The organism is Winogradskyella ouciana (assembly GCF_965284585.1).
GTDB lineage: Bacteria > Bacteroidota > Bacteroidia > Flavobacteriales > Flavobacteriaceae > Winogradskyella > Winogradskyella ouciana.
In genome coordinates this window covers 1,467,608-1,492,502 of sequence record NZ_OZ260095.1, presented here as the reverse complement: position 1 = coordinate 1,492,502, position 24,895 = coordinate 1,467,608, and the positions used below count along the sequence as shown (strand labels likewise).

Annotated in this window: 25 protein-coding genes and 1 tRNA gene; 14 read left to right on the top strand and 12 right to left on the bottom strand. The window is 34.7% G+C overall.

Going from position 1 to position 24,895, the window contains the following annotated elements; genetic code table 11:
- The first annotated feature begins 87 nt into the window (after positions 1-87).
- From rplM to ACQ65V_RS06535, 11 genes are all read left to right on the top strand, one after another.
- On the top strand, positions 88-543 hold the full coding sequence (gene rplM / locus ACQ65V_RS06585; protein WP_162306934.1) for a 50S ribosomal protein L13: 456 nt from the start codon (positions 88-90) through the stop codon (positions 541-543).
- On the top strand, positions 543-929 hold the full coding sequence (rpsI, locus tag ACQ65V_RS06580; RefSeq protein WP_155088759.1) for a 30S ribosomal protein S9: 387 nt from the start codon (positions 543-545) through the stop codon (positions 927-929). Before rplM ends, rpsI begins: the two co-directional genes overlap by 1 nt.
- A gap of 172 nt (positions 930-1,101) precedes the next feature.
- Positions 1,102-1,902 (top strand): 30S ribosomal protein S2, encoded by an 801-nt coding sequence (gene rpsB / locus ACQ65V_RS06575; RefSeq protein ID WP_155088761.1) that lies wholly within the window; start codon positions 1,102-1,104, stop codon positions 1,900-1,902.
- A gap of 100 nt (positions 1,903-2,002) precedes the next feature.
- Positions 2,003-2,977, top strand: a complete 975-nt coding sequence (gene tsf / locus ACQ65V_RS06570; RefSeq protein WP_430467321.1) for a translation elongation factor Ts — start codon at positions 2,003-2,005, stop codon at positions 2,975-2,977.
- 125 nt (positions 2,978-3,102) lie between these two features.
- Complete coding sequence (pyrH, locus tag ACQ65V_RS06565; protein ID WP_155088764.1) at positions 3,103-3,810, top strand: UMP kinase; 708 nt, start codon at positions 3,103-3,105, stop codon at positions 3,808-3,810.
- 47 nt (positions 3,811-3,857) lie between these two features.
- Positions 3,858-4,412 (top strand): ribosome recycling factor, encoded by a 555-nt coding sequence (gene frr, locus ACQ65V_RS06560; RefSeq protein WP_155088766.1) that lies wholly within the window; start codon positions 3,858-3,860, stop codon positions 4,410-4,412.
- A gap of 120 nt (positions 4,413-4,532) precedes the next feature.
- Positions 4,533-5,813, top strand: coding sequence for a DUF5686 family protein (locus tag ACQ65V_RS06555; protein WP_430467320.1), 1,281 nt, complete (start codon positions 4,533-4,535; stop codon positions 5,811-5,813).
- Positions 5,814-5,923: 110 nt separating this feature from the next.
- A complete protein-coding gene (locus ACQ65V_RS06550; protein ID WP_430467319.1) occupies positions 5,924-8,344 on the top strand; it encodes an efflux RND transporter permease subunit in 2,421 nt (806 codons plus the stop codon).
- A 19-nt stretch (positions 8,345-8,363) separates the two neighbouring features.
- Positions 8,364-9,797, top strand: coding sequence for an asparagine--tRNA ligase (gene asnS, locus ACQ65V_RS06545; protein WP_273290590.1), 1,434 nt, complete (start codon positions 8,364-8,366; stop codon positions 9,795-9,797).
- A gap of 132 nt (positions 9,798-9,929) precedes the next feature.
- Positions 9,930-11,393 (top strand): RNA polymerase factor sigma-54, encoded by a 1,464-nt coding sequence (gene rpoN, locus ACQ65V_RS06540; protein WP_430467318.1) that lies wholly within the window; start codon positions 9,930-9,932, stop codon positions 11,391-11,393.
- Positions 11,394-11,410: 17 nt separating this feature from the next.
- Positions 11,411-12,019 carry a hypothetical protein gene (locus ACQ65V_RS06535; RefSeq protein WP_155088774.1) on the top strand — a complete coding sequence of 203 codons (609 nt, stop codon included), beginning with the start codon at positions 11,411-11,413 and terminating at the stop codon, positions 12,017-12,019.
- Here the strand turns inward: ACQ65V_RS06535 and ACQ65V_RS06530 are convergent.
- From ACQ65V_RS06530 to ACQ65V_RS06495, 8 genes are all read right to left on the bottom strand, one after another.
- A complete protein-coding gene (locus tag ACQ65V_RS06530) occupies positions 12,014-12,715 on the bottom strand; it encodes a porin family protein (protein WP_430467317.1) in 702 nt (233 codons plus the stop codon). The genes ACQ65V_RS06535 and ACQ65V_RS06530 overlap by 6 nt on opposite strands.
- A gap of 85 nt (positions 12,716-12,800) precedes the next feature.
- Positions 12,801-13,265 (bottom strand): ExbD/TolR family protein, encoded by a 465-nt coding sequence (locus tag ACQ65V_RS06525; RefSeq protein ID WP_273290584.1) that lies wholly within the window; start codon positions 13,263-13,265, stop codon positions 12,801-12,803.
- 14 nt (positions 13,266-13,279) lie between these two features.
- Positions 13,280-13,894: an ExbD/TolR family protein gene (locus tag ACQ65V_RS06520; RefSeq protein ID WP_155088780.1), complete on the bottom strand. Its 615-nt coding sequence runs from the start codon at positions 13,892-13,894 to the stop codon at positions 13,280-13,282.
- A 6-nt stretch (positions 13,895-13,900) separates the two neighbouring features.
- Complete coding sequence (locus ACQ65V_RS06515) at positions 13,901-14,338, bottom strand: hypothetical protein (RefSeq protein WP_155088781.1); 438 nt, start codon at positions 14,336-14,338, stop codon at positions 13,901-13,903.
- Between the two features lie 9 nt (positions 14,339-14,347).
- Positions 14,348-15,115, bottom strand: a complete 768-nt coding sequence (locus ACQ65V_RS06510; protein ID WP_155088783.1) for a MotA/TolQ/ExbB proton channel family protein — start codon at positions 15,113-15,115, stop codon at positions 14,348-14,350.
- 76 nt (positions 15,116-15,191) lie between these two features.
- A tRNA-Ser gene (locus ACQ65V_RS06505) sits at positions 15,192-15,279 on the bottom strand.
- Positions 15,280-15,353: 74 nt separating this feature from the next.
- Entirely contained in the window at positions 15,354-16,379 is a 1,026-nt protein-coding gene (locus ACQ65V_RS06500) for an asparaginase (RefSeq protein ID WP_430467316.1), read from the bottom strand.
- A gap of 3 nt (positions 16,380-16,382) precedes the next feature.
- Complete coding sequence (locus ACQ65V_RS06495) at positions 16,383-17,150, bottom strand: TatD family hydrolase (protein ID WP_430467315.1); 768 nt, start codon at positions 17,148-17,150, stop codon at positions 16,383-16,385.
- Positions 17,151-17,210: 60 nt separating this feature from the next.
- Here ACQ65V_RS06495 and ACQ65V_RS06490 point away from each other — a divergent pair, with 60 nt between their 5' ends.
- Both ACQ65V_RS06490 and ACQ65V_RS06485 read left to right on the top strand, forming a co-directional pair.
- On the top strand, positions 17,211-17,678 hold the full coding sequence (locus ACQ65V_RS06490; protein WP_430467314.1) for a retropepsin-like aspartic protease: 468 nt from the start codon (positions 17,211-17,213) through the stop codon (positions 17,676-17,678).
- 33 nt (positions 17,679-17,711) lie between these two features.
- Positions 17,712-18,338, top strand: coding sequence for a response regulator (locus tag ACQ65V_RS06485; protein WP_273290576.1), 627 nt, complete (start codon positions 17,712-17,714; stop codon positions 18,336-18,338).
- Between the two features lie 495 nt (positions 18,339-18,833).
- Here ACQ65V_RS06485 and odhB read toward each other — a convergent pair whose 3' ends face one another.
- Both odhB and ACQ65V_RS06475 read right to left on the bottom strand, forming a co-directional pair.
- Positions 18,834-20,090, bottom strand: coding sequence for a 2-oxoglutarate dehydrogenase complex dihydrolipoyllysine-residue succinyltransferase (odhB, locus tag ACQ65V_RS06480; RefSeq protein ID WP_430467313.1), 1,257 nt, complete (start codon positions 20,088-20,090; stop codon positions 18,834-18,836).
- A 33-nt stretch (positions 20,091-20,123) separates the two neighbouring features.
- Positions 20,124-22,886, bottom strand: coding sequence for a 2-oxoglutarate dehydrogenase E1 component (locus ACQ65V_RS06475; protein ID WP_430467312.1), 2,763 nt, complete (start codon positions 22,884-22,886; stop codon positions 20,124-20,126).
- Positions 22,887-22,999: 113 nt separating this feature from the next.
- On the opposite strand from ACQ65V_RS06475, the gene ACQ65V_RS06470 reads away from it, so the two are divergent.
- On the top strand, positions 23,000-23,542 hold the full coding sequence (locus ACQ65V_RS06470; protein WP_430467311.1) for an alpha-ketoglutarate decarboxylase: 543 nt from the start codon (positions 23,000-23,002) through the stop codon (positions 23,540-23,542).
- Here ACQ65V_RS06470 and ACQ65V_RS06465 read toward each other — a convergent pair.
- Positions 23,539-23,886 (bottom strand): hypothetical protein, encoded by a 348-nt coding sequence (locus ACQ65V_RS06465; protein ID WP_430467310.1) that lies wholly within the window; start codon positions 23,884-23,886, stop codon positions 23,539-23,541. The two genes, ACQ65V_RS06470 and ACQ65V_RS06465, sit on opposite strands and share 4 nt — an antisense overlap.
- Positions 23,886-24,860: a polyprenyl synthetase family protein gene (locus ACQ65V_RS06460; RefSeq protein WP_430467309.1), complete on the bottom strand. Its 975-nt coding sequence runs from the start codon at positions 24,858-24,860 to the stop codon at positions 23,886-23,888. Before ACQ65V_RS06460 ends, ACQ65V_RS06465 begins: the two co-directional genes overlap by 1 nt.
- Between the last annotated feature and the right edge of the window lie 35 nt (positions 24,861-24,895).

Sequence of the window (24,895 nt, the reverse complement as noted above, 5' to 3'; positions counted from 1 at the left end):
TAAGTTATCGTAAATTTGCAAACTCTTTTTCGGAAGAGGAATGTATAATCTTTTGCGCTGTGAAGCGTAATATTAAATCAAATTAGTGTGGACACATTAAGCTACAAAACAGTTTCTGCTAACAAAGCTACCGTTAATAAGGAGTGGGTTTTAGTTGATGCTGAAGGACAAACTTTAGGTCGCTTAGCTTCAAGAGTAGCAATACTTTTAAGAGGTAAGCACAAACCTAATTTTACGCCACACGTTGATTGCGGTGATAACGTAATTGTTGTTAATGCAGAAAAAATCAACTTAACGGGTAACAAATGGACGGAAAAAAGTTATATCCGTCACACAGGTTATCCAGGTGGTCAAAAAAGCCTGACTGCTACTGAGATGTTTGAGAAAGACCCAACCAGATTAGTAGAAAAGTCAGTAAAAGGAATGTTGCCTAAAAATAAATTAGGTTCTGTTCTTTTTAGAAACTTAACTGTTGTTGCTGGTACAGAGCACGCTCACGCGGCTCAAAAACCAAAGACAATGAAATTAAACGAAATTAACTAATGGAAGTAATTCACAAAATTGGCCGTAGAAAGACGGCTGTTGCTCGTGTGTACGTTGCCAAAGGAAAAGGTAACATCACGGTGAACAAAAAAGACATGGCGGAATACTTTACTACTGGAACACTTCAGTACAAAGTAAACCAACCAATTACCATGACTAACAATGATGGCAACTTTGATATTACTGTTAACGTATATGGAGGTGGTATCACCGGCCAGGCAGAAGCAATACGTTTAGGATTATCTCGTGCAATGTGCGAGTTAGATCCTGAAAACAGAGCAATATTAAAGCCAGAAGGTCTATTGACTAGAGATCCAAGAATGGTAGAGCGTAAGAAATTCGGACAGAAGAAAGCGCGTAAGAAATTCCAGTTCTCTAAACGTTAATATCCAACAACATTTAATTCAGAACTTGATCACTCAAGTTCTGAATTATCTTATTTTATTGAAAAGATTCTGAAATGAGTTCAGAATTAAAAGTTTAGCATCTAAATGGTTAAGGCGAGCAATAGCGACCACTTAATCATTGCTAATTTAACAGAACGTAAACTATTAAAAAATGGAAAAAGTAGAAGTAAAAGAACTACTAGACGCAGGTGTACACTTCGGTCACCTCACACGTAAGTGGAACCCAAACATGGCCCCTTACATCTATATGGAACGTAACGGTATCCATATTATTAACCTTTACAAAACAGCAGCTAAAATTGACGAGACTTGTGCCGCATTATCAAAAATTGCAGCATCAGGAAAGAAAATTTTATTTGTTGCAACAAAAAAACAAGCTAAAGACATCGTAGCTGAAAAAGCAGGTGCTGTAAACCAACCTTATATTACTGAACGTTGGCCAGGTGGAATGTTAACTAACTTCGTTACCATTAGAAAAGCCGTTAAAAAAATGGCTTCTATTGATAGAATGAAGAAAGACGGAACATTCAACTCTTTATCTAAGAAAGAGCGTTTACAAGTCAATCGTTTACGTGCTAAGTTAGAAAAGAATTTAGGTTCTATTTCTGACATGACACGTTTACCTGGCGCGCTATTTGTAGTTGACATTATGCGTGAGCATATCGCAATAAAGGAAGCACAGAAATTAAACATTCCTATTTTCGCTATGGTAGATACCAACTCCGATCCACGTGAGGTTGATTATCTTATCCCAGCAAATGACGATGCTTCTAAATCTATTGATAAGATATTATCTATTGTAACATCTGCAGTAGAGGATGGTCTTAATGAGAGAAAAGCAGAGCGTGCTGAAAAAGACACTAAGAAAGCAGATCAAAAATCTGAAACAAAAGCTGAGGCTAAACCAAAAGCTGCAAAAAAGGAAAAAGTAGCAGCTGAGGAAGAAGAATAAATAACATTTATACAATACTAAAAGTCATTTAATTCTTTTTTTACCCTGAGCATGTCGAAGGGCATTAAACTAATTGAATGACTTTTTAAATTTAAAAACTATGGAAAATACTGTAAAAGTTACAGCAGCAGAAGTAAACAAGCTAAGACAAGCAACTGGTGCTGGTATGATGGATTGTAAAAAAGCTTTAGTTGAAGCTGGTAGTGATTTTGATAAAGCCATTGAAGTTTTACGTAAAAAAGGTCAAAAAGTTGCAGAAAAAAGAGCCGACAGAGATTCTTCTGAAGGTGCTGCTGTAGCTAAAATTAATGCAGATAACACTTCTGGTGTTGCTATCGTTTTAGGTTGCGAAACAGATTTCGTAGGTAAAAACGAAAACTTTGTAAAACTTGCTAACGAGCTAGGTGAAGTTGCGTTAAACTATAATACAAAAGAAGAATTTTTAGCAGGTGATTTCGACGGAATGACCGTTGCAGAAAAATTAACTGAGCAAACAGGTGTTATCGGTGAGAAATTAGATATCACTGCTTTTGAAAGGTTAGATGCACCTTATGTTGGACAATATGTTCATATTAATAAAATTGCTGCTTTAGTAGGTTTATCTGCAAAAGTAGATAACGTTGAAACTTTAGTTAAAGACGTTGCTATGCAAGTAGCTTCTATGGGAGCAACAACATTATCATACAAAGATTTTGATCCTGCTTATGTTGCTTCAGAAACTGAAGCTCGTATTGCAGTTATCGAAAAAGATAATATCGAATTAGGACGTTTAGGTAAGACATTAAAGAATGTACCAAAATACATTTCTATGGCTCAATTAACTCCTGAGGTAATGGCAGAAGCGGAAGAAGCTGCAAAAGCAGAATTAAAAGCTGAAGGTAAGCCAGAACAAATCTGGGATAGAATCTTACCTGGTAAAATGGAGCGTTTCATTTCTGATAACACAACTTTAGATCAAGAGCAATGTTTATTAGATCAAAAGTTCATTAAAGATGAAAAGAAAACTGTTGCTGAATATGTAAAATCTTATGGTGATGTTGAAGTTACCGGATTTAAAAGAGCAACTGTAGGATAAGTATCTTACATCCATTCTAAATATTTTAAAAGCTTCTCAATTTATGAGAAGCTTTTTTTTGGCATTTTTTTCACTTTTACAGATGCTAATAATTATGTAGCTTTGTTCAACTTTCAAATTCTAACATGAAATATAAAAGAATACTACTAAAACTGTCTGGTGAAGCACTTATGGGTAATCGTCAATACGGTATTGACCCAGAGCGATTGGCAGAATATGCTCAAGATATTAAAGCAATAACCGACTTAGGAGTACAGGTCGCTATTGTTATTGGCGGCGGAAACATATTTAGAGGAGTTGCTGGCGCTAGTAATGGTATGGATCGTGTTCAAGGAGACCACATGGGCATGTTGGCAACAGTTATTAATGGTTTAGCATTGCAAAGTGCCTTAGAGGATTCTGGCATCCCTACACGGTTACAATCGGCAATTAAAATAAATGAAGTTGCAGAACCCTTTATAAGACGTAAAGCACTTCGCCATTTAGAAAAAGGGCGTGTCGTTATATTTGGTGGAGGAACAGGAAATCCATATTTCACCACAGATTCCGCAGCAGTATTAAGAGCAATTGAAATTGAAGCGGACGTAATTTTAAAAGGCACTAGAGTAGATGGAATTTATAATGCTGACCCTGAAAAGGATATTACAGCAACTAAATTTGACCACATCACTTTTGATGATGTTTTACGTAAAGGCTTAAAGGTTATGGATACAACAGCTTTTACACTTAGTCAAGAAAATAAACTGCCAATTATAGTTTTTGATATGAACAAAAAGGGTAACCTATTAAAAGTAGTTTCTGGTGAAACCGTAGGAACGGAAGTTAATCTGTAAAAAAAATGGCTCAACTTTTGATAGCACTCAATTAAAATTATAACACTATGAACGAAGACATTAAATTTATAATAGATACTGCTGAAGAAGCAATGGAGGCTGCTCTAAAGCATTTAGAAAAGCAATTGGTTAACATTAGAGCTGGTAAGGCAAGTCCTGCGATGTTAGGTAGTGTAATGGTAGATTATTATGGCTCGCAGACTCCATTGAACCAGGTTGCAAATGTAAACACGCCAGATGGCAGAACAATTTCTGTACAACCATGGGAAAAAAGTATGCTTCAGGAAATTGAGCGCGGAATAATGCTGGCTAATTTAGGCTTTAATCCTATGAATAATGGTGAAATGATTATCATTAACGTACCACCCTTAACCGAAGAACGTAGAAAGGATTTAGCAAAACAAGCTAAAGCGGAAGCCGAAGACGCTAAAGTTGGTGTAAGAAATGCACGTAAGGATGCCATGAATGAAATTAAAAAAGTTGATGTTTCTGAAGACCTACAAAATAATGCAGAAATAGATGTGCAAGAACTTACGGATTCTTACGTTAAAAAGATAGACAGCATTCTTGATGTTAAGGAGAATGAGATTATGACCGTATAATACCAAGTTGAAATTGAGCCATTCTGAATTTAATTTCAGAATCTTAAATCCCCAATCATTTGGGACAGATTGTCAACTTATAGGATTTTGGTTCTTCTGTTTTAAAATAAAAATACTTTAATGCTAAAACATCTGTTTGTTGTTTTTCTAATTGGCCTAGCAACAAATAGTTTTGCTCAAAACCCTATTTCTCAAGAAAGGGATTCTTCGCAAATTGCAAGAGATTCTATAAAAAAAGCCGAATTTTTAAAAAAAATAGGCAATGGTTATATATCCATTGGCTTTTTTGATTTAGACCTTCGTTATTTAATTAAATTCAATCAGTTTGAAGGTTTTAGAACTGGCTTAGGAGGTGTTACCAATAAACGTCTTTCTGAACATTTCCGAATTAACGGTTATACCGTTTATGGTTTTAAGGATAAGCGCTATAAATATAGTGTTGGTGGTGGTTTTAGAATAAATGAAAAATCCAATACATGGGTCAACTTAGCTTACACGGATGATTTGCAAGAAACAGGAAGTTCTACCTTTTTAACTGACAAACGCTTTTTTACTTTTTTTGAACCACGACTATTAAATATAGATCTATTTCACAGGCATATAACAAAATCCGTTGGCCTACAGCATAAAATATCCAATCATCTTTTGTCAGAAACCCAATTAGCGACTAGTAAAATAAACCCAACTTACAATTACAGGTTTAATTTAGACGACAGAAGTTATAACACTTTTGATATAAGTACTGCTAAAATCAGTTTGCAGTGGAGTCCTTTTAGCAAATTTGAACTTGTTAAAAACAAAGTGCTGGAAATTAAAAATGGCTATCCAACATTCACCCTTCAAGTTACTCAAGGATTTAAATCCGTTTTTGGAAGCGATTTTAATTTTTCTAAATTAGATTTTAGGACTGTTCAACAGTTCTATCATAAAAACAATGCGATTAGCAAAATAACGCTAGTTGCTGGTATAGCTGGTGGAGAAACTCCTTTAACGCACCTCTACCATGCCTACCCAAATAATATTACAAAAGAAACCATTCTTCAGCGGTTCTCTGTAGCTGGTCTCAATAGCTTTGAAACCATGTATTTTAATGAATTCTTTAGCGATAAGTTTTCGACCTTACAATTGAAACATTACTTTAAACCTTTCAAAATTTCTGACCGATTTCAACCACAACTCGTTTTAATTTCAAGATATGCTGTTGGAGATATGAAAAGTATTGATAGACATCAAGGTATAAACTTCAACACTTTAGAACACGTTTACTCAGAATCTGGTTTTGAAATCAACAAACTTCTCTTTGGCTTTGGGCTAAGTTTTGCGTACAGATATGGAGGTTATCATCTCCCTAATTTTGAAGACAATATAGCTTTTAAATTTACCTTTAATATTTCGCTTTAGAGCAAATTATATTACTGTTAATTACATAACAATTCCTTAGGTTTTTTCTACCTTTGCGGCTCGTTTCAATAAATAAAGTGACACTATTTATTTTAGGTAGATACTAAAAAATGTTTAAACTGTTAACTATAGGTTTTTGGGAGGCTGTTGCGAGGTTAATTCTTCGTAACAAAATCTTTATTCTCATTACTGTTATTGCAGCGACCGTGTTTTTTAGTATGCAGTGGAAACATATGCGCTTTACCAATACTGAAGCCAATATGTTGCCAGATGACCATGAGGTTAACCTCGCTTACAATGAGTTTCTGGAAATTTTTGGAGAAGAAGGCAATCTCGTTGTAATTGGCGTTAAAGATTCAACGTTGTTTACTGTTAAACAGCTTAATGCTTGGAACGACCTTGCAGAATCTTTCAAACCATATGATGAAGTTGAAACTGTAATTTCTATAAAAGATCTTCAAAAACTTGTAAAAAACACCAAAAAAGAACAGTTTGATTTAGAGCCTTTTATCAAGGATTCTATAACCAATGTAGAGCAAATAAAAATACTACAAGAAGAGCTGTTTAAAAAGTATCCATTTTACGACAACTTTCTGTTCAATGCCGAAACAAAGACGATTCGTACTGCCGTATATATAAAGAAAGACATTGTTAATACATCAGCAAGAAAAGATTTTATTTTAAATGTCTTAGAGCCTAAAATCGAAGAGTTTAGAAGTAATACATCATTAGATGTTCGTGTTTCGGGTATGCCCTACATTCGCACATTAAACTCTCAGAATATTATTGATGAAATCCCTGTTTTTATTGGTGCCGCACTTTTTATAACCTCTTTAATCTTCTTTTTATTCTTTAGATCATTTAGAGCCACATTTATTTCGCTCATCGTGGTCTGTGTTGGTGTAATGTGGACTTTTGGAATATTAGGTTTGCTTGGCTACGAGATTACAGTGCTTACAGCTCTAATTCCACCTTTGATTATCGTTATAGGCATTCCTAACTGTATTTTCTTAATCAATAAATACCAGCATGAAGTAAGATCTCATGGTAATAAAGTAAAATCGCTACAACGTGTAATAACTAAAGTAGGTAATGCTACTTTAATGACCAACGTTACGACGGCATCTGGTTTTGCAACTTTCATCTTAACAGAAAGCAAGCTACTTAAAGAATTCGGTATCGTTGCCTCCTTAAGTATTCTGGCCATCTTCATTTTGTGTTTATTAATTATTCCTATTATCTACACTTTTCTGCCTTACCCAAAACAACGCCATTTAGAACACCTCAATAAGCGTTGGATTGGTGGTTTTGTAGATTGGATGGAGCGTATGGTAAAGCATAAAAAAATCACTATTTATGTTACCGCATTTGTATTGATTATTGCCAGCATGATTGGTATAAATCAAATAAGAATTTCTGGGAGTTTAATTGAAGACATGCCAAAGAATAAACAGTTCTTTAAAGATATTCGCTTTTTTGAAGAAGAGTTTAATGGTATTATGCCTTTAGAGATTATGGTTGACACTAAACGCAAAAAAGGTGTTATGAAATTGGCAACCTTAAAACGCATTAACGAGCTCGAGGAATTAATTGAAGAAACACCCGAATTATCAAAACCTATTTCAGTAGTAAGCTTGGTGAAGTATAGCAAACAGGCATATTACAATGGTAATCCAAAGTATTACCAGTTACCTACCAGTCAAGAGAACAGCTTTATTCTATCCTATGCTAAAAATTCATCATCTGATGTAGATTTGTTAAAAAACTTTGTGGACAGTACAGGTCAGTATGCTCGTATCACTACGTTTATGAAAGATATTGGCACTGACAAAATGGAGCGTATTCAAGAGAATCTTCAGAATAAAATTGATAAATTATTCCCAGAAGAACGTTATGACGTCACTATGACAGGTAAGGCGCTGGTGTTTCAAAAAGGAACAAAGTATTTAGTAAGAAACCTTGTCATTTCATTGTCATTGGCCATTTTTCTTATCTCGTTATTTATGGCATACCTCTTTCGCTCATTTAGAATGATTATTGTGTCGCTCATCCCTAACTTATTGCCACTATTGGTTACGGCAGGTTTAATGGGTTATGTTGGTGTGCCTATAAAACCATCTACCATATTGGTGTTTAGTATCGCTTTTGGTATTTCTGTAGATGACACCATTCACTTTTTGGCAAAATATAGGCAAGAGTTACAGGCTAACCACTGGAAAATAAGAAAATCGGTTTATGCTGCACTTAGGGAAACAGGAGTCAGTATGTTTTATACATCCATTGTTTTATTCTTCGGTTTCTCTGTATTTACCATTTCTAGCTTTGGTGGTACGGTTGCTTTAGGTGCTTTAGTCTCTATAACCTTATTATTTGCGATGCTTTCTAATTTGTTGCTATTACCTTCACTTCTATTATCATTAGAGCGTAATATTGCAAACAAAGAAGTGTTGCGTAAACCTTCAATTGATATTATTCCTTCGGAGGATGACAATGAAGATGACCAAGAAAATCAACTAGAACATTTATCTTAGTATTTCAAAATAATTAAAAATGACAACAAAAACAGTAGCAGAATTATTATCACAAGATGTGACATTGCAAGATGTTAGCGTAAAGGGATGGGTAAGAACGTTTAGAGCAAATCGATTTATTGCTCTTAATGATGGTTCTACTATAAATAATATTCAGTGCGTTGTAGATTTTGAAAATTTTGATGAAGACCTTTTAAAGCGAGTAACGACGGGTGCTGCAATACATGTAACAGGGCAACTGGTAGAAAGTCAAGGTAAAGGCCAATCTGTTGAAATACAAGTTAAGGAGTTAGAGGTGTTGGGTGAATCTGATCCTGAGACTTATCCTATTCAACCTAAAAAGCACACGTTTGAATTCCTAAGGGAAAATGCACATTTACGTACCAGAACCAACACATTTAGTGCTGTAATGCGATTACGATCTTCATTATCTTTTGCTATCCACAAGTATTTTAACGACAATGGTTTTTACTATATGCACACACCAATTATTACAGGTAGTGATGCTGAGGGAGCTGGAGAAATGTTTAGAGTTACCGGATTAGATCCAAAAAACCCACCATTGACTGAGGATGGTATGGTTGATTACAAAGAAGATTTTTTCGGTAAAGAAACCAACCTTACAGTTTCCGGACAATTAGAAGCCGAAACTTATGCTATGTCTCTGGGTAAGGTTTATACCTTTGGCCCAACATTTAGAGCTGAAAACTCAAACACATCACGTCATTTAGCTGAATTCTGGATGATTGAACCCGAAGTTGCTTTTATGGACTTAGCTGGCAATATGGATTTGGCTGAAGACTTTATGAAATCAGTTTTGAGTTATGTATTAGAACATAACAAAGAAGATTTAGAATTTTTAGATAAGCGTCTGCAAGACGAAGAAAAGAAATTGCCTCAAGCAGACCGAAGTCCGATGAATTTAATTGATAAAATTAAGTTTGTGGTCGATAACAATTTTAAACGTGTTAGTTATACTGAGGCTATAGATATACTTAGAAATAGCAAACCTAACAAGAAAAAGAAATTCAAATATATTATTGAAGAATGGGGCGCAGATTTACAGTCTGAACATGAGCGTTTCTTAGTAGAAAAGCATTTTAAGTGCCCTGTAATATTATTTGATTACCCAGCTAATATCAAGGCATTTTATATGCGCTTAAATGAAGACGGTAAAACGGTTAGAGCAATGGATATTTTATTTCCTGGTATTGGTGAAATGGTTGGTGGTTCTCAACGTGAAGAACGTTTAGAGGTGTTAAAAGAAAAAATGAAAGCTTTAGACATTCCTGAGGAAGAATTGTGGTGGTATTTAGATTTACGTAAATATGGTACTGCAGTACATTCAGGGTTCGGATTAGGGTTTGAACGTTTAGTTATGTTCGCAACAGGTATGGGTAATATTAGGGATGTAATCCCTTATCCTCGCACACCTCAAAATGCGGAGTTTTAAGACTTACTGTTAGGCTTAGCGCAGTTGAACCCAATTCATAATATTGCTAAAAGGCACTTCGACTGCGCTCAGTATGACAAATGAATAATAAATCAAATAGATTCGTTATTTTTATAATCAACAAGAAGATTTATGGCCCTAAAACAGTATTTACAATTTAAGCTTTCACAAAAGCTGTCACCTCAGCAGATTCAACTCATGAAGTTGATTCAGTTACCTACACAAGCATTTGAACAACGTTTAAAGCAAGAATTAGAAGAAAATCCTGCTTTGGATACTGGTAAAGAATCCGACAATTCTGAAGACAACTTTGACGAGTTTGACAATACAGAAGATTATAATGATAGTGAAACCATAGAGGCTGAGGATATTAATGTTGATGAATATTTAAGTGATGATGAAATTCCTGATTATCGCACAAGAGCCAATAATTATAGCTCTGATGACGAAGAAAAAAGTGTCCCTTATGCGGCCGGAACTTCTTTTACCCAACACCTAATAAATCAGTTAAACACATTTAGATTATCTGAGCAAGAAGAAGAAATAGCTTATTTCTTAGTTGGAAGTGTAGATGAGAGTGGTTATATACGTCGTTCTTTATCTGATATTACTGATGATTTAGCCTTTACACAAAATGTCTATACAACCGAAGAAGAGGTTGAAAAAGTTTTAAAAGTTGTACATCAACTAGATCCTGCAGGTGTTGGAGCTAGAAATCTTCAAGAATGTTTGAGCATACAATTAGGCAGAAAAGAGCAAAACCCAGATGTTGAGCTAGCCTCTGCGATAATCGATAAAGCCTTTGAGCAATTTACCAAAAAGCACTATAAAAAGTTGATGCAAAAATTCAGTATCAATGAAGAGCAACTCAAAGATGCCATTGAAGAAATTGAACGGCTTAATCCTAAACCTGGTGGCTCTTATGCCGGTAACAATAAAATTGTTGAGCACATCGTGCCAGATTTTGCCATAAAAATTGTTGATGGTGAACTTGACTTGACCTTAAACGGAAGAAATGCTCCAGAGCTCCACGTATCTAGAGAGTACAATAACATGCTTAAAGGATATAAGGACAGTAAGGAAAAATCCAAGGCACAGAAAGATGCTGTGATGTTCATTAAGCAGAAGTTAGATGCTGCTAAATGGTTTATTGAAGCTGTAAGACAACGTCAGCAAACACTTTTTGTTACCATGAGCTCCATTATGAACTACCAAAAGGAGTACTTCTTAACAGGTGACGAGCGTAAACTTCGTCCAATGATATTAAAAGATATTGCGGACGAAATAGAAATGGATGTTTCTACAATATCGCGTGTCGCTAACAGCAAGTATGTAGATACACCTTATGGCACTAAACTTATAAAAGAGTTCTTTTCTGAATCCATGACCAACGACCAAGGAGAGGAAGTTTCTACCAGAGAAATAAAAAAGATTCTTGAAACTGTTATTGAAGAAGAAAATAAAAAGAAGCCATTAACTGATGAGGCACTTTCAAAAATTTTAAAAGAGAAGGGTTACCCTATCGCCAGACGTACTGTTGCTAAATACAGAGAACAATTAGATATTCCCGTTGCAAGACTTAGAAAGGAATTATAGTAAAACATATCATTTGGATGAAAGATTTTATTCTCAAAAGTATCTCGTTTGTTTTTCATCCGTTGATAATGCCACTTCTTGGTGTTATGTTTTATTTTCATAAAACGCCACGTTATATTCCAGAACCCTTAAGAAATGCTAAGATTTTTTCAATTGTAATTCTTACAATTATTCTTCCTATTCTGCTTTTCTTTTTATTAAAGACTATTAATAAAGTTGAGACTATTTATTTAAAAAGCACCAAAGAAAGGTTAATACCATTACTGATTAATTGTGTTATAATTGTCCTTATTCTTTTACGTGTTTTAACTTCCAACGAGATAATAGAACTATACTTCTTTTTTCTTGGAATTTTATGTTCTACAATGGCTTGTTTAATAATGGCAATATTTAAGGTAAAGGCTAGTATTCACATGATTGCTGCTTCAGGCTTTTTTATGTTTGCCATTGCTATTGGTATTCATTTTCAAATTAATATCAATGGTACAATTGCTTTAATGATGATTGTACTTGGCGCTATAGCAACGTCTCGCTTGCATTTAAAAGCACACTCCAATCAAGAATTAATCATTGGCATGTTTACTGGGTTGTTTCCACAACTTGTATTTATGAATTACTGGTTATAAAATGTAGAACATCAATCCTATTTTTAAGGATTTCATATCTATAGATTGCCCATTGAGTTTTGCTGAATTATCAAAAATTGAATTCAGTCCATAATACACATGAAAATTCCATGTGCCATAACCTACACTTAAGGTTAAGCCATACTGAAGTTTATTAAAGTCTTCAACATTAGTTAGTTTTTCATCTCCATTATCACTCTTAAATTTAGTAGAATTATAAAAAAGGTAACCTACTTTGAACCCTGAATAAATTCGCCAAAAACTGTAGTCAGTTGCAGTAGAAGTTCTCCATCTAAACTCAAATGGCACCTCCACCAAAGAGGTAGTGAACTTGTTTTTTGAGACATTCACCTCGCTTTCATCAATGATATTATATGAAATATCATTATTAGTCTCTAGTATAGAAACATTTTGATTATAAGAGTTTGAAGACAAGCCCAAACCCAAACCAATAGCAACATTTCTTCTTTCATTAACAGGCATATCTCTTATAAAGCCGAAATGAAACCCTGAAGAAAATCCATTTTGATTAACGCCATTGGGTTTAATGTTTAGAAGATTATATGTAATAGAAACGTAAAACTGGTCTTCTCTGTAGTTTTTATACAATTCAGATTTATCTGTAGTATTCTCATTGTTTTGGGCCATACCAAAACAACTCATTAAAACCGTTAAAAGCAGTATGGTATGTTTCATAAGCTAAAGCTACAAAATCTTTAAATGAGATGAAATAAAAAACGCCCTGATTCCTCAGGACGTTATTATATAAAATTAAGAGTAATTATTCTTCGGCTTTTGCATTTACTATATACATTACTTTTAATGTATTTGCCTTTCTTAGCTCTTGTTTAATATCAGATACCAAACCAGCATGCGTCTCTTTATCTACCTTAAGACCTACAACAAACTTAGGTTGTAATTCCTCAACCAATTCAGCTTGTGCTGCTAAAACGCTTGGCTTAACTTGGTCAACGTCTATAAAAGCATCATTAAACTGTATACGTGGCTCATCACCAAACTGTTTAAATTGACTACTCGGCTTACCAGCATATATAAAAGCTGTTCTATCTTTCTTAAGTTTCTCTATCTGATCTGCAGCAGGCAAGATATTTTCAATCATTAAGCTACTGTCCCTCATTACTGTTGCTACCATGAAAAAGAAAAGCAACATAAATACAATATCAGGTAGGGAGGCCGTTGAAATTGCTGGCAAGTCTCCTTGTTTTCCTTTTTTAAATTTTGACATAATTTGTTACTTTTTTAACTTTTATCTGGTTCTGCTTCAGACAATTTCATAGGATATAGCTTTTTAATGGCCTCAATTTGCTCATTGAGTTTTTCATCCTTACTAAATTGATTTTTCTCCTTTTCCTCCAACATAGACTGAAAGCTTCTATTGTACAAACGTTGTGCTTCTCTTTCTCTTAAGAAATTATAAGCTGCAACTAGTTCGTTCTGTACTTCAATATATTTCTCATAGGAGGTTTCCCTATCATGTTTCATTGAGATAATTGCTTTATCAGGGTGATCCGAAGAAGCAGGGTCTCTATCTCCTTTACAGTAAGTACAAGTTTCTCCTTCTGCATTAGTGCTTCCACCATTATCCAAAAAGTCTATTGCTGCTTGTCTTAAGTCTTTTAACTCCATTAACTCTTCTTCTACGAGCAATTGGTTATCACGACTAACAAGTACGGTAAATAAATTTTTCTGTTTAATAATAGGAGGCTCTACTTCAGAATCGTCAATAGGTGGCAAACTTCTTAATAATCCCTTATCTTTTTCTATCGTTGTTGTAACTAAGAAGAAGATAAGAAGTAAGAAGGCAATGTCAGCCATTGAACCTGCATTTACTTCTGGTGCCGATCTCTTTGCCATACTATATTATTTACTGATTATTTTTTTAACTCCTGAGAAAATCATTGCTAATGCTGCAATAACAATCAATATGTAAAATGCTGTTAAACCAGCTCCTACCATTTGTGACTGCGCACTAGTAGCTACTCCATCTTGTAGGTCATATTGACGCGGATCACCTCCAGCCGATAGATATGAAACAATCAATATCACAGCAAAGGCTCCTACACCTATTAACGTATTCTTTAAGCCCGAAGTATTTGTGAATAGATTTTTTAAAACAAAAATCACTACAAAAGCTAAAACTAGAACTAGTATTATATAGGCTATATAAGCCATAGGATCAACAAGACTGGCTTCTTCGCCTGACTTTATTGCATCATCACCTGCAGCTATGATTCTAACCAAGAATACAATCCCAGCTAAACTCAACAGTGCGGCAACTATTTTTAATATTTTGTGCATAATAATTTTTTATTTTTTGTGTCTTACTAATAAGTCCATCAATGTAATTGATGCATCTTCCATGTCATTTACAATACTATCTATTTTAGCGATAATGTAGTTGTAAAAAATTTGAAGAATAATAGCTACAATAAGACCAAATACAGTTGTTAAAAGTGCTACTTTAATACCACCAGCAACTAAAGACGGTTGCATGTCACCAGCTGCCTCAATTTTATCAAAGGCCTGAATCATACCAATTACAGTACCCATGAAACCAAGCATTGGTGCTAATGCTATAAATAAAGAAATCCAAGATACGTTCTTTTCTAACTGTCCCATCTGTACGCCACCATAAGCAACTACAGCTTTTTCAGCAGCGTCAAGATCCTCGTCTGCACGATCTAAACCTTGATAGAAAATAGAAGCAACAGGACCTTTTGTATTTCTACAAACCTCCTTTGCAGCTTCAATACCACCTGAGTTTAATGCATCTTCTACATTTTGGGTTAATTTTTTAGTGTTTGTAGTTGAAAGGTTTAAAAAGATAATTCTCTCAATAGCTATTGCTAGACCAAGAATTAAACATAATAATACAATACCCATAAAGCCTGGGCCACCTTCAATAAAACGCTTTTTTAATTCTTGATGGAAACTCAAATCTTCTGATGTCTCTTCAGCTTCTTGAGTTACACTTGTTACAGTTGCTGTTGTAGTAGCTAATGTTGTAGTATTAGCGTTAACAGTTCCGACAGCCATTAAACACGTAATGGCAAGGATAGAAAATAATCTTTTCATTGTTCTTAATTCTTAATTTTATTAGTTAAAGTGTTAAAGATAAAAAAAATAATGTAACAAATGCGTAAAATCTAAGCAGAGAGGAAGGGATTCGAACCCTCGATACCCTTTTGGAGTATACACACTTTCCAGGCGTGCGCCTTCGACCACTCGGCCACCTCTCTCTAAACTCTCGTAAAAGTTACGGTGTGCCAAATAACAAAAAAAAAATTAGACACTAAAATTTGAGCCGTTAATTTTAGGACATTTCACCTCTTAAGGGAGTTTCATAGGTGCTCTTAAATTCTGATTGTCCTATATTTTCCCCTAATAGATACATTAGTTTGGTAATCGCTGCCTCAGTAGTAATGTCTTTTCCAGAGATAACTCCAATAGATTTTAATTGTGAACTGGTTTCGTATTGTCCCATAGAAACACTACCACCCGCACATTGCGTTACATTAATAATATATAAGCCCTTTGAAATGGCTTCTTTGATTAGGTCTATAAACCAAGGTTCTGTAGTCGCATTACCAGAACCATAAGTTTCTAAAATTAAACCTTCTATTAAATTACTGGTTAAAACCGCTTCAATTATTGGTCTTGAAATTCCAGGAAACAATTTAAGAATACCAACATTAGTATTCATTTTTGTACGTACTATAAGATTATTTTGAGGTTTTGACTTCCATAAATAGTCTTTATTGACATTTATATGTACGCCAGATTCTGCTAAATGTGGATAGTTAAGGGACTCAAAAGCTTCAAAATGCTCAGCATTGATTTTGGTTGTTCTGTTGCCTCTATATAATTTGTATTCAAAATACAGACCAACTTCTTGTATTACTGGCAAACCATTTTCTTGCAAAGATGCTATTTGTATGGAAGTAATTAAATTTTCCTTTGCATCCGTTCTTAAATCACCAATAGGTAATTGTGACCCAGTAAAAATTACTGGTTTTGACAAATTTTCTAGCATAAAGCTCAATGCCGAAGCAGAATAACTCATGGTATCACTGCCATGTAGCACAACAAATCCATCAAAAGTTTTATAATGGGATTTTATGATTTCTGCTATGTCAGCCCAATACTTCGGATTCATATTCGATGAATCTATGGGTTCTTTAAAGGAAACTGTCTCAATCTCACAATCCAATAAGCGAAGCTCTGGTATTCTGGTAAGAATACTATTAAAATCGAATGCCTTTAACGCTCCCGTATCGGCATCCTTAATCATTCCGATTGTTCCGCCAGTATATATTAAAAGAATTTTTGGTTTTTGCATATATTAAATACCAAATACGTTTTTAGAATTTTCAGTTGTTATTCTTGCAACTTCTTCTTTGCTTAAGCCGTAAAGTTCGGATAATTTTTCTAATACCTTATATATATAGAAACTTTCGTTTCGTTTTCCTCGATAGGGTTTTGGTGCTAAATAAGGAGAATCAGTTTCCAATACGATATGCTTTAGATCAATTTGATTTATAAACTGATCTATTTTTCCGTTCTTAAATGTTACCACTCCACCTATTCCCAATTTCATGTTATAGGATATGGCTTTGTGAGCTTGCTCTAAGGTCCCTGTAAAACAATGAAAGATACCGAATAAATCCTCAGACTTTTCTTCTTCCAAAACTTCAAAAATTTCATCAAAGGATTCTCTACAGTGTATGACGATAGGAAGTTGATATTTCTTCGCCAAATTAATTTGATGTTTAAAAGCCTCAATCTGTATACCTAAGGTTGTTTTATCCCAATACAAGTCAATACCGATTTCTCCAACTGCATAGAATTTTCGCTTGGCAAGCATCTCTTCAACATGAGCCAACTCTTCTTTAAAGTTATCTTTTACATGTGTTGGGTGTAAACCCATCATTAAGAAAATATTTTCAGGAAAATCTTTTTCGAGTTGAAGCATAGCTTCTGTATAAGTTGAATCTATGGCAGGAATAAAAAATCGTTTAATATTGGCATCAATAGCTCGGGTTATCATTTCGCTTCTATCCTCATCAAAAGCTTCACTATATAAATGGGTATGCGTATCTGTAATTATCATTTTGCAAAAGTAATTGTTTAGCAAATTATTCGTTTGTTATATTTACATAAATTCTGAAAAATGGAAACCCTAAAAGACTTCCTTATTAATAAAGGTTATTCAAAAATTAAGTTGAAACTCACCAAAACCAATCATTTTGAAATTAAGGCCACTATCAATGGTATTAAAGGTCGGTTTATTTTAGACACTGGCGCATCTAGTAGTTGTGTTGGGTTTGAAGCTATTGAACGTTTTAATCTTAAGGTTAAGGATTCTGAAATAAAAGCTGTTGGTGCTGGTGCATCTGATATGTTGACGCAAATCTCTAAATCAAACCATTTAAAAATAGGGAAGTGGAAAAAAAATCGGGTTGCATTGATTTTATTTAACCTGTCACATGTTAACAACGGACTCATAAATCATAATGCGGATCCTGTTGATGGTATTATTGGTGCAGATATATTAAAAAAAGGAAAGGCGATTATAGACTACCAAAAAAAGTATTTGTATTTAAAATTGAAAGATATTTCATTGCCTAAAGATTCTTAGTATATTGAACTCTCTAGTTGAATTAATAGCAAAATGAACCCAACCATCATAATTGCAGATGACCACCCCTTGGTTTTAAAAGGGTTGGAAGAGTACTTATTTGAAAAAGAATTTAACGTTTTAGCAAGTGCCAAAAATGGTAAAGAAGCACTCTCCTTAATAAAGGCACACAATCCTGATATTGCCATTTTAGATATTAAAATGCCTTTTTATACAGGATTACAAATTGCTGAAAAATGTAAAAAAAGTAAACTCCCTACCAAGATAGTACTCATTACTTTTGAAAAAGACGAGAAGATATACAACGAAGCTAAGTCACTAGGAATCTATGGTTATGTGTTAAAAGAGTTTGCTTTAGACGAAATAGAAAACTGTATAGCTTCCGTTATTAAGAACAAACCTTATTTTAGTCCAGAGCTTTTAGCATATATAGAAGTTGATAGTGCTCCAGAAAAGTTAAACTCCCTAACAAAAACAGAGCTAAAAATCTTAAAACTAATAACCGAAAACAAGACCGCAAGGGAAATTGCTGAAGAATTATTTATATCTCCAAGAACTGTTGAAAAACATAAGAGCAACACTATCAGGAAATTAGAAATTGAAAAAACACCAAATAGTCTTCTTATTTGGGCAAAAGAGAACCAACATCATTTATCTTAAAAATACGTAAGGTTACGTATATTATTACATGGTTTTATTTCTGAAATTTACATTGTTATTAATTAAGGGTTAATAACGAGCTATTAATTAGTTCTTAGGGGATTATTTTGGCCTTGGGTTTCGGCTCAGGGCCTTTTTCTTGGAAAAAAATTAAAAAATACGTAAGGTTACGTATAGTATGGCTTTATTATTATTTGCAATTTTACATCGCTATTAATCAATGCCTCAGGTTAAATTTTCAAAAGCTCTGGGCACGCTTATTGCGCAGAGCTTTTTTATTAAAATATAGTCTTATGCAAACAATGAAAGATAATACCGCAAAAAGGGATAGAATATTTATGATACTTCTTATCATAAGCTCTATTATAGTAATCTCAGCCAATATAGCTGTTAATTTTTTTAGTTAATTTTAGTTAGTTACTCTTGTTAGTTAGGAGTAAAAAAGCGCAATTTTAATAAAATTGCGCTTTTTGTTTTTTTCTATGTTTTTTTGCTCTACATCTCTAAAGCCTTTTTTGGATCATTATCCATCAACAATTCCGTTGGGTTTTCTAAAGCTTCCTTAACTGCAACTAAGAAACCAACAGATTCTTTTCCATCTATTATTCTATGGTCATAAGATAATGCCACATACATAATAGGTCTAATTTCTACTTTACCATCCACAGCTACTGGTCGTTCTACAATATTGTGCATTCCTAAAATTCCACTTTGAGGTGGGTTGATTATTGGAGTTGATAACATACTACCAAATACACCACCATTAGAAATGGTAAATGTACCACCTGTCATCTCATCAACTGTTATTTGTCCATCGCGTGCACGTATAGCTAAACGCTTTACTTCAGATTCTACTCCTCTAAAGGTTAAATTTTCTGCGTTTCTAATCACTGGCACCATTAATCCTTTTGGACCTGAAACAGCAATACTAATGTCACAAAAATCGTAAGAAATCATTTCCTTACCATCAATCATAGAATTAACGGCAGGATACATTTTTAATGCTCTTACTACCGCTAGAGTAAAGAAACTCATAAACCCAAGACTTACACCATGCTTGGCTTTAAAGTCTTCTTTGTATTGTTTACGTAAATCAAAAATTGGTGTCATATCAACCTCGTTAAACGTGGTTAACATTGCGGTAGTGTTTTTAGCTTCGACCAAACGCTCTGCAACTTTACGACGTAGCATTGACATTTTACTGCGCGACGACCCTCTACTTCCACCAGATGGTGTTCCCATAGAAGGAGTAGCTTTTACAGCATCATCTTTAGTAATTCTACCATCTTTACCACTGCCAGAAACTGAACTTGCCTCTATCCCTTTTTCGTCCAGGATTTTTTTAGCTGCTGGACTTGGTGTGCCAGATGCATATGTTTTGTTAGCAGGATTAGGTGCTTTTTCACCTGTATCTGGTGTTTGCTCTTGCTCCTTTTTTAATTCTTCTGCAACATTTTCATCGTTACCACCTTCGTCGCCTCCTTTATAGGTGGTCGTAGAATCAGCCTCTGGTTTTGCACTAGTGTCGATTAAACAAACTACTGCTCCGACTTCAACAGCGTCACCTTCTTCAGCCTTTAGGGTAATTGTTCCACTTGCCTCAGCTGGAAGTTCTAAAGTTGCTTTATCACTATCTACCTCAGCAATGGCTTGGTCCTTTTCTACATAATCACCATCTTCTACTAACCATTCCGCTATTTCTACTTCTGTAATCGATTCGCCTGGTGAAGGCACTTTCATTTCTAAAATCATGCTTTATTATTTTAAGCTCTAATTTGAGTTATTTTAATTTTTTCTTTGATTGTTTTTGCTCTTATCAAAAACATAATCTATAACTTGTTGATGTCTTATTTTTGATCTTAAAGAACTACCTGCTGCTGGTGCTCCGTATGGTCTTCTGCTCGCTACCCTCCAATTTTTGGCACCATCAATATGCATTAGGATATGACTGTAAGCACCCATATTTCGTGGCTCTTCTTGCGCCCAAACTATATCATCAGCATTTTTATACTTTTTTAGGGTATCTTCTATTGCTTTACTTGGAAGTGGAAACAATTGTTCAATTCTTATCAGAGCTACATCGTCTCTATTAAGTTCTTCTCTTCTCTCAAGTAAATCGTAATAAAACTTACCAGTCATAAAAACTAAAGTCTTTATTTCATCAGCCTTAACATTTTCATCATCAATCAATGTTTGGAAGCTACCTTTTGCAAACTCATCTACTGTAGAAACCACCTTAGGATGACGCAACAAGCTTTTAGGCGTAAACACCACTAGAGGTTTTCTGTAATTGGCCTTCATTTGCCTACGTAGTAAATGAAACATATTTGCTGGAGTAGTACAATCCGCTACAAACATATTGTCTTTGGCGCATAGTTGTAAATAACGCTCCATACGTGCGGAAGAATGTTCTGCTCCTTGCCCTTCATAACCGTGCGGTAACAACAAAACCAATCCATTTGATGTTTTCCATTTATCCTCTCCCGAAGATAAATACTGGTCTATCATTATTTGAGCACCATTACTAAAATCACCAAATTGCGCTTCCCATATGGTCAGCGTATTTGGGCTAGCCATGGCATAACCATAGTCAAAACCTACAACTCCATATTCTGACAACAACGAGTTATAAATATTGAATTGCCCTTGGTCTTCGGAAATGTTCTTGTGTAAGATTATTTCCTCCTCACTGTCTTCCACCTTAACGACTGCATGGCGATGTGAGAACGTACCACGTTCTACATCCTGACCTGATATCCTAACATCAAAACCTTCAGCCAAAAGTGAGCCGTAGGCCAAATGCTCTGCCATTGCCCAATCCAATCGATCTTCGTCAAACATGGTTTGGCGAGATTCTACTAAACGCTGAATTTTTCTAATGAATTTTTTATCCTTAGGTAAATTAGAAATCACTTTAGTAACATCTGTTAAAAGCTTTTTTGAAACCGTAGTATCTACAGTTTTCATCATTTCATCTTCATCAACTCGAACAAAACCTTTCCACTCTTCTTGCATAAAAGCAGTAATTTCGGTTTTATCTTCTTTACGTGAGTCTTCGAGATTTTCTTCAAGCTTAGCCTTATACCTGGCTTCTATATGCTTCACATAACCCTCGTCTACAATACCTTCAGCTATGAGCTTTGCTGCGTAAATATCCTTTGGGTTTTTATGCTTGGCTATAGCTTTATATAGCAGTGGTTGTGTAAATTTAGGTTCATCTCCTTCATTATGTCCATATTTTCTGTACCCTAATAAATCAATAAAAACATCGCGCTTAAACTTCATTCTAAAATGTAATGCAAAAAGTGCTGCATGCACAACTGCTTCGGCATCATCTGAATTAACGTGAAGCACAGGAGATAAAGTCACCTTGCCAACATCAGTACAGTATGTACTTGAGCGACCATCAAGATAATTTGTGGTAAACCCTATTTGGTTATTGACCACAATATGTATAGTACCATTGGTTTTATAACCATCTAATTTGGCCATTTGCACCACTTCGTAAACCAATCCTTGGCCAGCAATTGCCGCATCACCATGCACAACTATTGGCAGTACTTGGGAAGCATCAGTTATATCTTCTTTATCTTGCTTTGCTCTAGTTATACCTTGTACTACGGCACCAACCGTTTCTAAGTGTGATGGGTTGGGAGCAATATTTAAATTGATTTTTTTATTGTTATAGGTTTCGCGGTTACTTGTCCATCCTAAATGATATTTTACATCACCATCAAAAATTTCTTCTTCATAATCCTTTCCATCGAATTCACTGAATATATCTTTTGCCGATTTTCCGAAAATATTGGTAAGCGTGCTTAGTCGACCACGATGTGCCATACCCATAACAAACTCTTTCACACCTTCATCAGCTGCCTTTTCAATTATAGCATCTACTGCAGGAATCAAAGATTCATTCCCTTCAAGTGAAAAACGCTTTTGTCCAACATATTTTGTATGGAGAAACGATTCAAATGTTACTGCTTGATTTAATTTTTTTAGAATGTACTTTTTCTCGTCAGGAGTAAAATTGCTGTGGTTATCATTAACATTGAGCTTCTTCTGAATCCACTCGATTTCTTCTGGCTTTCTAATGTACATATACTCCACACCAATAGAGTCACAGTAAATTCGTTCTAAATGATCTATAATATTCTGGAGCGAAGCAGTTTCCAAGCCAATAATCTCACCGGCTGAAAACACAGTTTGCAAATCGGACTTAGATAAGCCAAAATTTTCAATTTCCAGAGTTGGTGCATACTTACGTCTTGCTCTAACAGGATTTGTTTTAGTAAACAAGTGACCTCTACTTCTATAACCATCAATAAGTTTTACAACCTGAAATTCTTTTTGAAGTTGCTCCGGAATTTGTGTGGAGACACCCTCTACAATTTCACCTTCCATTCCGTAATTTTCAGAACCAAAATCATACCCCTGAAAAAAGGCACGCCAACTAGGTTCTACAGAATCGGGATTTTTTAGGTATTGGTCATACAAATCAGCAAAATATGCTGTATGTGCTGCGTTGAGAAAGGAATACTTATCCATTATTTTTACGAGACGTTGTCGTTTCTACAAAATTTCTTCAAAAATACAACTTTTACTAGATATAGTAACGGTTTTATTATATTTATAACAATTTAGATTTAAGAATTATTGAGATGATAAAATTCAGAAAAATCATTGCTAAAAAATTAATTATTAATAGTCTTCTAATGGGCTTTTTTGTGTTTTCCTTAAATGCCCAAAGCACCGTTGATGATGATAGCTTTTGGAAAAACGTGCAATTTGGCGGAGGTGTTGGACTTAACTTTGGTGATGGCTTTTTTAGCGGAGCCTTAGCGCCTGCAGCTCTGTATAGACACAACACGTATGTTTCTACAGGAATTGGACTTAATTTTCAATATAGTTCGCAACGCGATGTTTTTAAATCCACTGTTATTGGAGGAAGTATTATAGGCTTATTCAATCCTTATAGGGAACTTCAACTCTCAATAGAGTTTGAGCAACTATATGTGAATCGGGATTTTGACGAGCAGTTTGTAGCAAATGCAGATGATAGTTATTGGTATCCTGCGCTTTTTATAGGTGCTGGTTACCGAAGTGGCAATGTAACATTTGGCATTAGATATGATGTACTTTATGACGAAGACAAAAGCATACAGAATCAAGCTTGGATGCCTTTTTTACGGTTTTGGTTTTAGTATTTAGCTCTATACCAGACCTTTTGCCACTCACGTTGAAGAATTAAAAACGTAATGTCTTCAGAAAGTTTTACTAAATCTTCACCATTTAGGGAACGAATCTTTTTTTCTGAAACATCGACTTGATAAAGCAAGTTGAGATAATCTGAGAATTTATTTTGAATGAGGTGAAATACCGTTTCTTGCAAGACCAACTTTAAACTCGTAGGTAAAGTTTCTTCATCAAATTCCAAATCCACATTGGCCAATAATAAATCTTTATTTAATTGTATTATTAGCTTATTGTAGAGGTTGAGCGAATTAGCCTCAGCGATTAAATCTTCAAAACTTGATGATAACGTCATTACACATTTCTGTTCATTAGTTGCTCGCCAAACGCTCTAAGCAGTTGCTTTTTGTCTTCTGATATGTTCAATGTTTTTAAGATTTCAAAAGCTTTGTTTGTATAACCTTTTACGGCAAGTTGCGTAGCTTCGGCTGCACCAGAAGTTTTAAATACCGTTTTAACCTGCTTCACTTTGGCGTCGTTAGAAAGGGTATCACTATTCATAAATTCTATTAGGTTCACTTTCTCCGTTTCAGTGCCAAGCTCTAATGTTTTTAGATAGAGGTATGTTTTTTTATTTTCTAAAATATCGCCACCAACTTGTTTCCCAAACGTTTCGGGATTACCAAAAGCATCTAAATAATCATCTTGCAGTTGAAAGGCGATGCCTAAATAACGCCCAAAATCATATATGGCATCCTGATTTTCATTTGAAGCTTCGGCCACAATTGCACCCATTTTCATAGCGGCACCGACCAAAACAGCTGTTTTATACTCAATCATTTTCAGATATTCTGGTATGGTAACATCATTTCGGGTTTCAAAATCAATATCGTATTGTTGGCCTTCACAAACTTCCAATGCTGTTTTACTGAATAATTTTGCTAAGGCCTGGAATGTTTTTGGTTCATAATTCTCAAATAGCTGATAAGCCAAAATCAACATGGCATCACCAGACAGAATACCTGTGTTTAAATCCCATTTTTCATGAACGGTTTCTTTTCCTCTTCGCAAAGGAGCATCGTCCATGATATCATCGTGCACCAATGAAAAATTATGGAAGACCTCAACAGAAAGTGCCGCATCCATAGCTTCATTAATATTACTACCAAAAACTTCTGCAGTCATTAAGGTTAAAACTGGTCTTAGCCTTTTGCCGCCTAATTTTAAGATATAGTTAATAGGCTGGTATAGGTTATTTGGTTCTTTATCTGTGGTAAAACCTTCCATATAAGTTATGAAAGACTTCTGATACTGTTCTATATGTTGCATAGAACAAAAATAATGCTTTCAACATATTTTAAACT

What these genes read in the sequence shown, in the direction of transcription:
- rpsI (WP_155088759.1), top strand. Translation starts at nt 543, where the DNA reads ATGGAAGTAATTCACAAAATTGGCCGTAGAAAGACGGCTGTTGCTCGT.
- rpsB (WP_155088761.1), top strand. Translation starts at nt 1,102, where the DNA reads ATGGAAAAAGTAGAAGTAAAAGAACTACTAGACGCAGGTGTACACTTC.
- tsf (WP_430467321.1), top strand. Translation starts at nt 2,003, where the DNA reads ATGGAAAATACTGTAAAAGTTACAGCAGCAGAAGTAAACAAGCTAAGA.
- pyrH (WP_155088764.1), top strand. Translation starts at nt 3,103, where the DNA reads ATGAAATATAAAAGAATACTACTAAAACTGTCTGGTGAAGCACTTATG.
- frr (WP_155088766.1), top strand. Translation starts at nt 3,858, where the DNA reads ATGAACGAAGACATTAAATTTATAATAGATACTGCTGAAGAAGCAATG.
- ACQ65V_RS06555 (WP_430467320.1), top strand. Translation starts at nt 4,533, where the DNA reads ATGCTAAAACATCTGTTTGTTGTTTTTCTAATTGGCCTAGCAACAAAT.
- ACQ65V_RS06550 (WP_430467319.1), top strand. Translation starts at nt 5,924, where the DNA reads ATGTTTAAACTGTTAACTATAGGTTTTTGGGAGGCTGTTGCGAGGTTA.
- asnS (WP_273290590.1), top strand. Translation starts at nt 8,364, where the DNA reads ATGACAACAAAAACAGTAGCAGAATTATTATCACAAGATGTGACATTG.
- rpoN (WP_430467318.1), top strand. Translation starts at nt 9,930, where the DNA reads ATGGCCCTAAAACAGTATTTACAATTTAAGCTTTCACAAAAGCTGTCA.
- ACQ65V_RS06535 (WP_155088774.1), top strand. Translation starts at nt 11,411, where the DNA reads ATGAAAGATTTTATTCTCAAAAGTATCTCGTTTGTTTTTCATCCGTTG.
- ACQ65V_RS06530 (WP_430467317.1), bottom strand. Translation starts at nt 12,715, where the DNA reads ATGAAACATACCATACTGCTTTTAACGGTTTTAATGAGTTGTTTTGGT.
- ACQ65V_RS06525 (WP_273290584.1), bottom strand. Translation starts at nt 13,265, where the DNA reads ATGTCAAAATTTAAAAAAGGAAAACAAGGAGACTTGCCAGCAATTTCA.
- ACQ65V_RS06520 (WP_155088780.1), bottom strand. Translation starts at nt 13,894, where the DNA reads ATGGCAAAGAGATCGGCACCAGAAGTAAATGCAGGTTCAATGGCTGAC.
- ACQ65V_RS06515 (WP_155088781.1), bottom strand. Translation starts at nt 14,338, where the DNA reads ATGCACAAAATATTAAAAATAGTTGCCGCACTGTTGAGTTTAGCTGGG.
- ACQ65V_RS06510 (WP_155088783.1), bottom strand. Translation starts at nt 15,115, where the DNA reads ATGAAAAGATTATTTTCTATCCTTGCCATTACGTGTTTAATGGCTGTC.
- ACQ65V_RS06500 (WP_430467316.1), bottom strand. Translation starts at nt 16,379, where the DNA reads ATGCAAAAACCAAAAATTCTTTTAATATATACTGGCGGAACAATCGGA.
- ACQ65V_RS06495 (WP_430467315.1), bottom strand. Translation starts at nt 17,150, where the DNA reads ATGATAATTACAGATACGCATACCCATTTATATAGTGAAGCTTTTGAT.
- ACQ65V_RS06490 (WP_430467314.1), top strand. Translation starts at nt 17,211, where the DNA reads ATGGAAACCCTAAAAGACTTCCTTATTAATAAAGGTTATTCAAAAATT.
- ACQ65V_RS06485 (WP_273290576.1), top strand. Translation starts at nt 17,712, where the DNA reads ATGAACCCAACCATCATAATTGCAGATGACCACCCCTTGGTTTTAAAA.
- odhB (WP_430467313.1), bottom strand. Translation starts at nt 20,090, where the DNA reads ATGATTTTAGAAATGAAAGTGCCTTCACCAGGCGAATCGATTACAGAA.
- ACQ65V_RS06475 (WP_430467312.1), bottom strand. Translation starts at nt 22,886, where the DNA reads ATGGATAAGTATTCCTTTCTCAACGCAGCACATACAGCATATTTTGCT.
- ACQ65V_RS06470 (WP_430467311.1), top strand. Translation starts at nt 23,000, where the DNA reads ATGATAAAATTCAGAAAAATCATTGCTAAAAAATTAATTATTAATAGT.
- ACQ65V_RS06465 (WP_430467310.1), bottom strand. Translation starts at nt 23,886, where the DNA reads ATGACGTTATCATCAAGTTTTGAAGATTTAATCGCTGAGGCTAATTCG.
- ACQ65V_RS06460 (WP_430467309.1), bottom strand. Translation starts at nt 24,860, where the DNA reads ATGCAACATATAGAACAGTATCAGAAGTCTTTCATAACTTATATGGAA.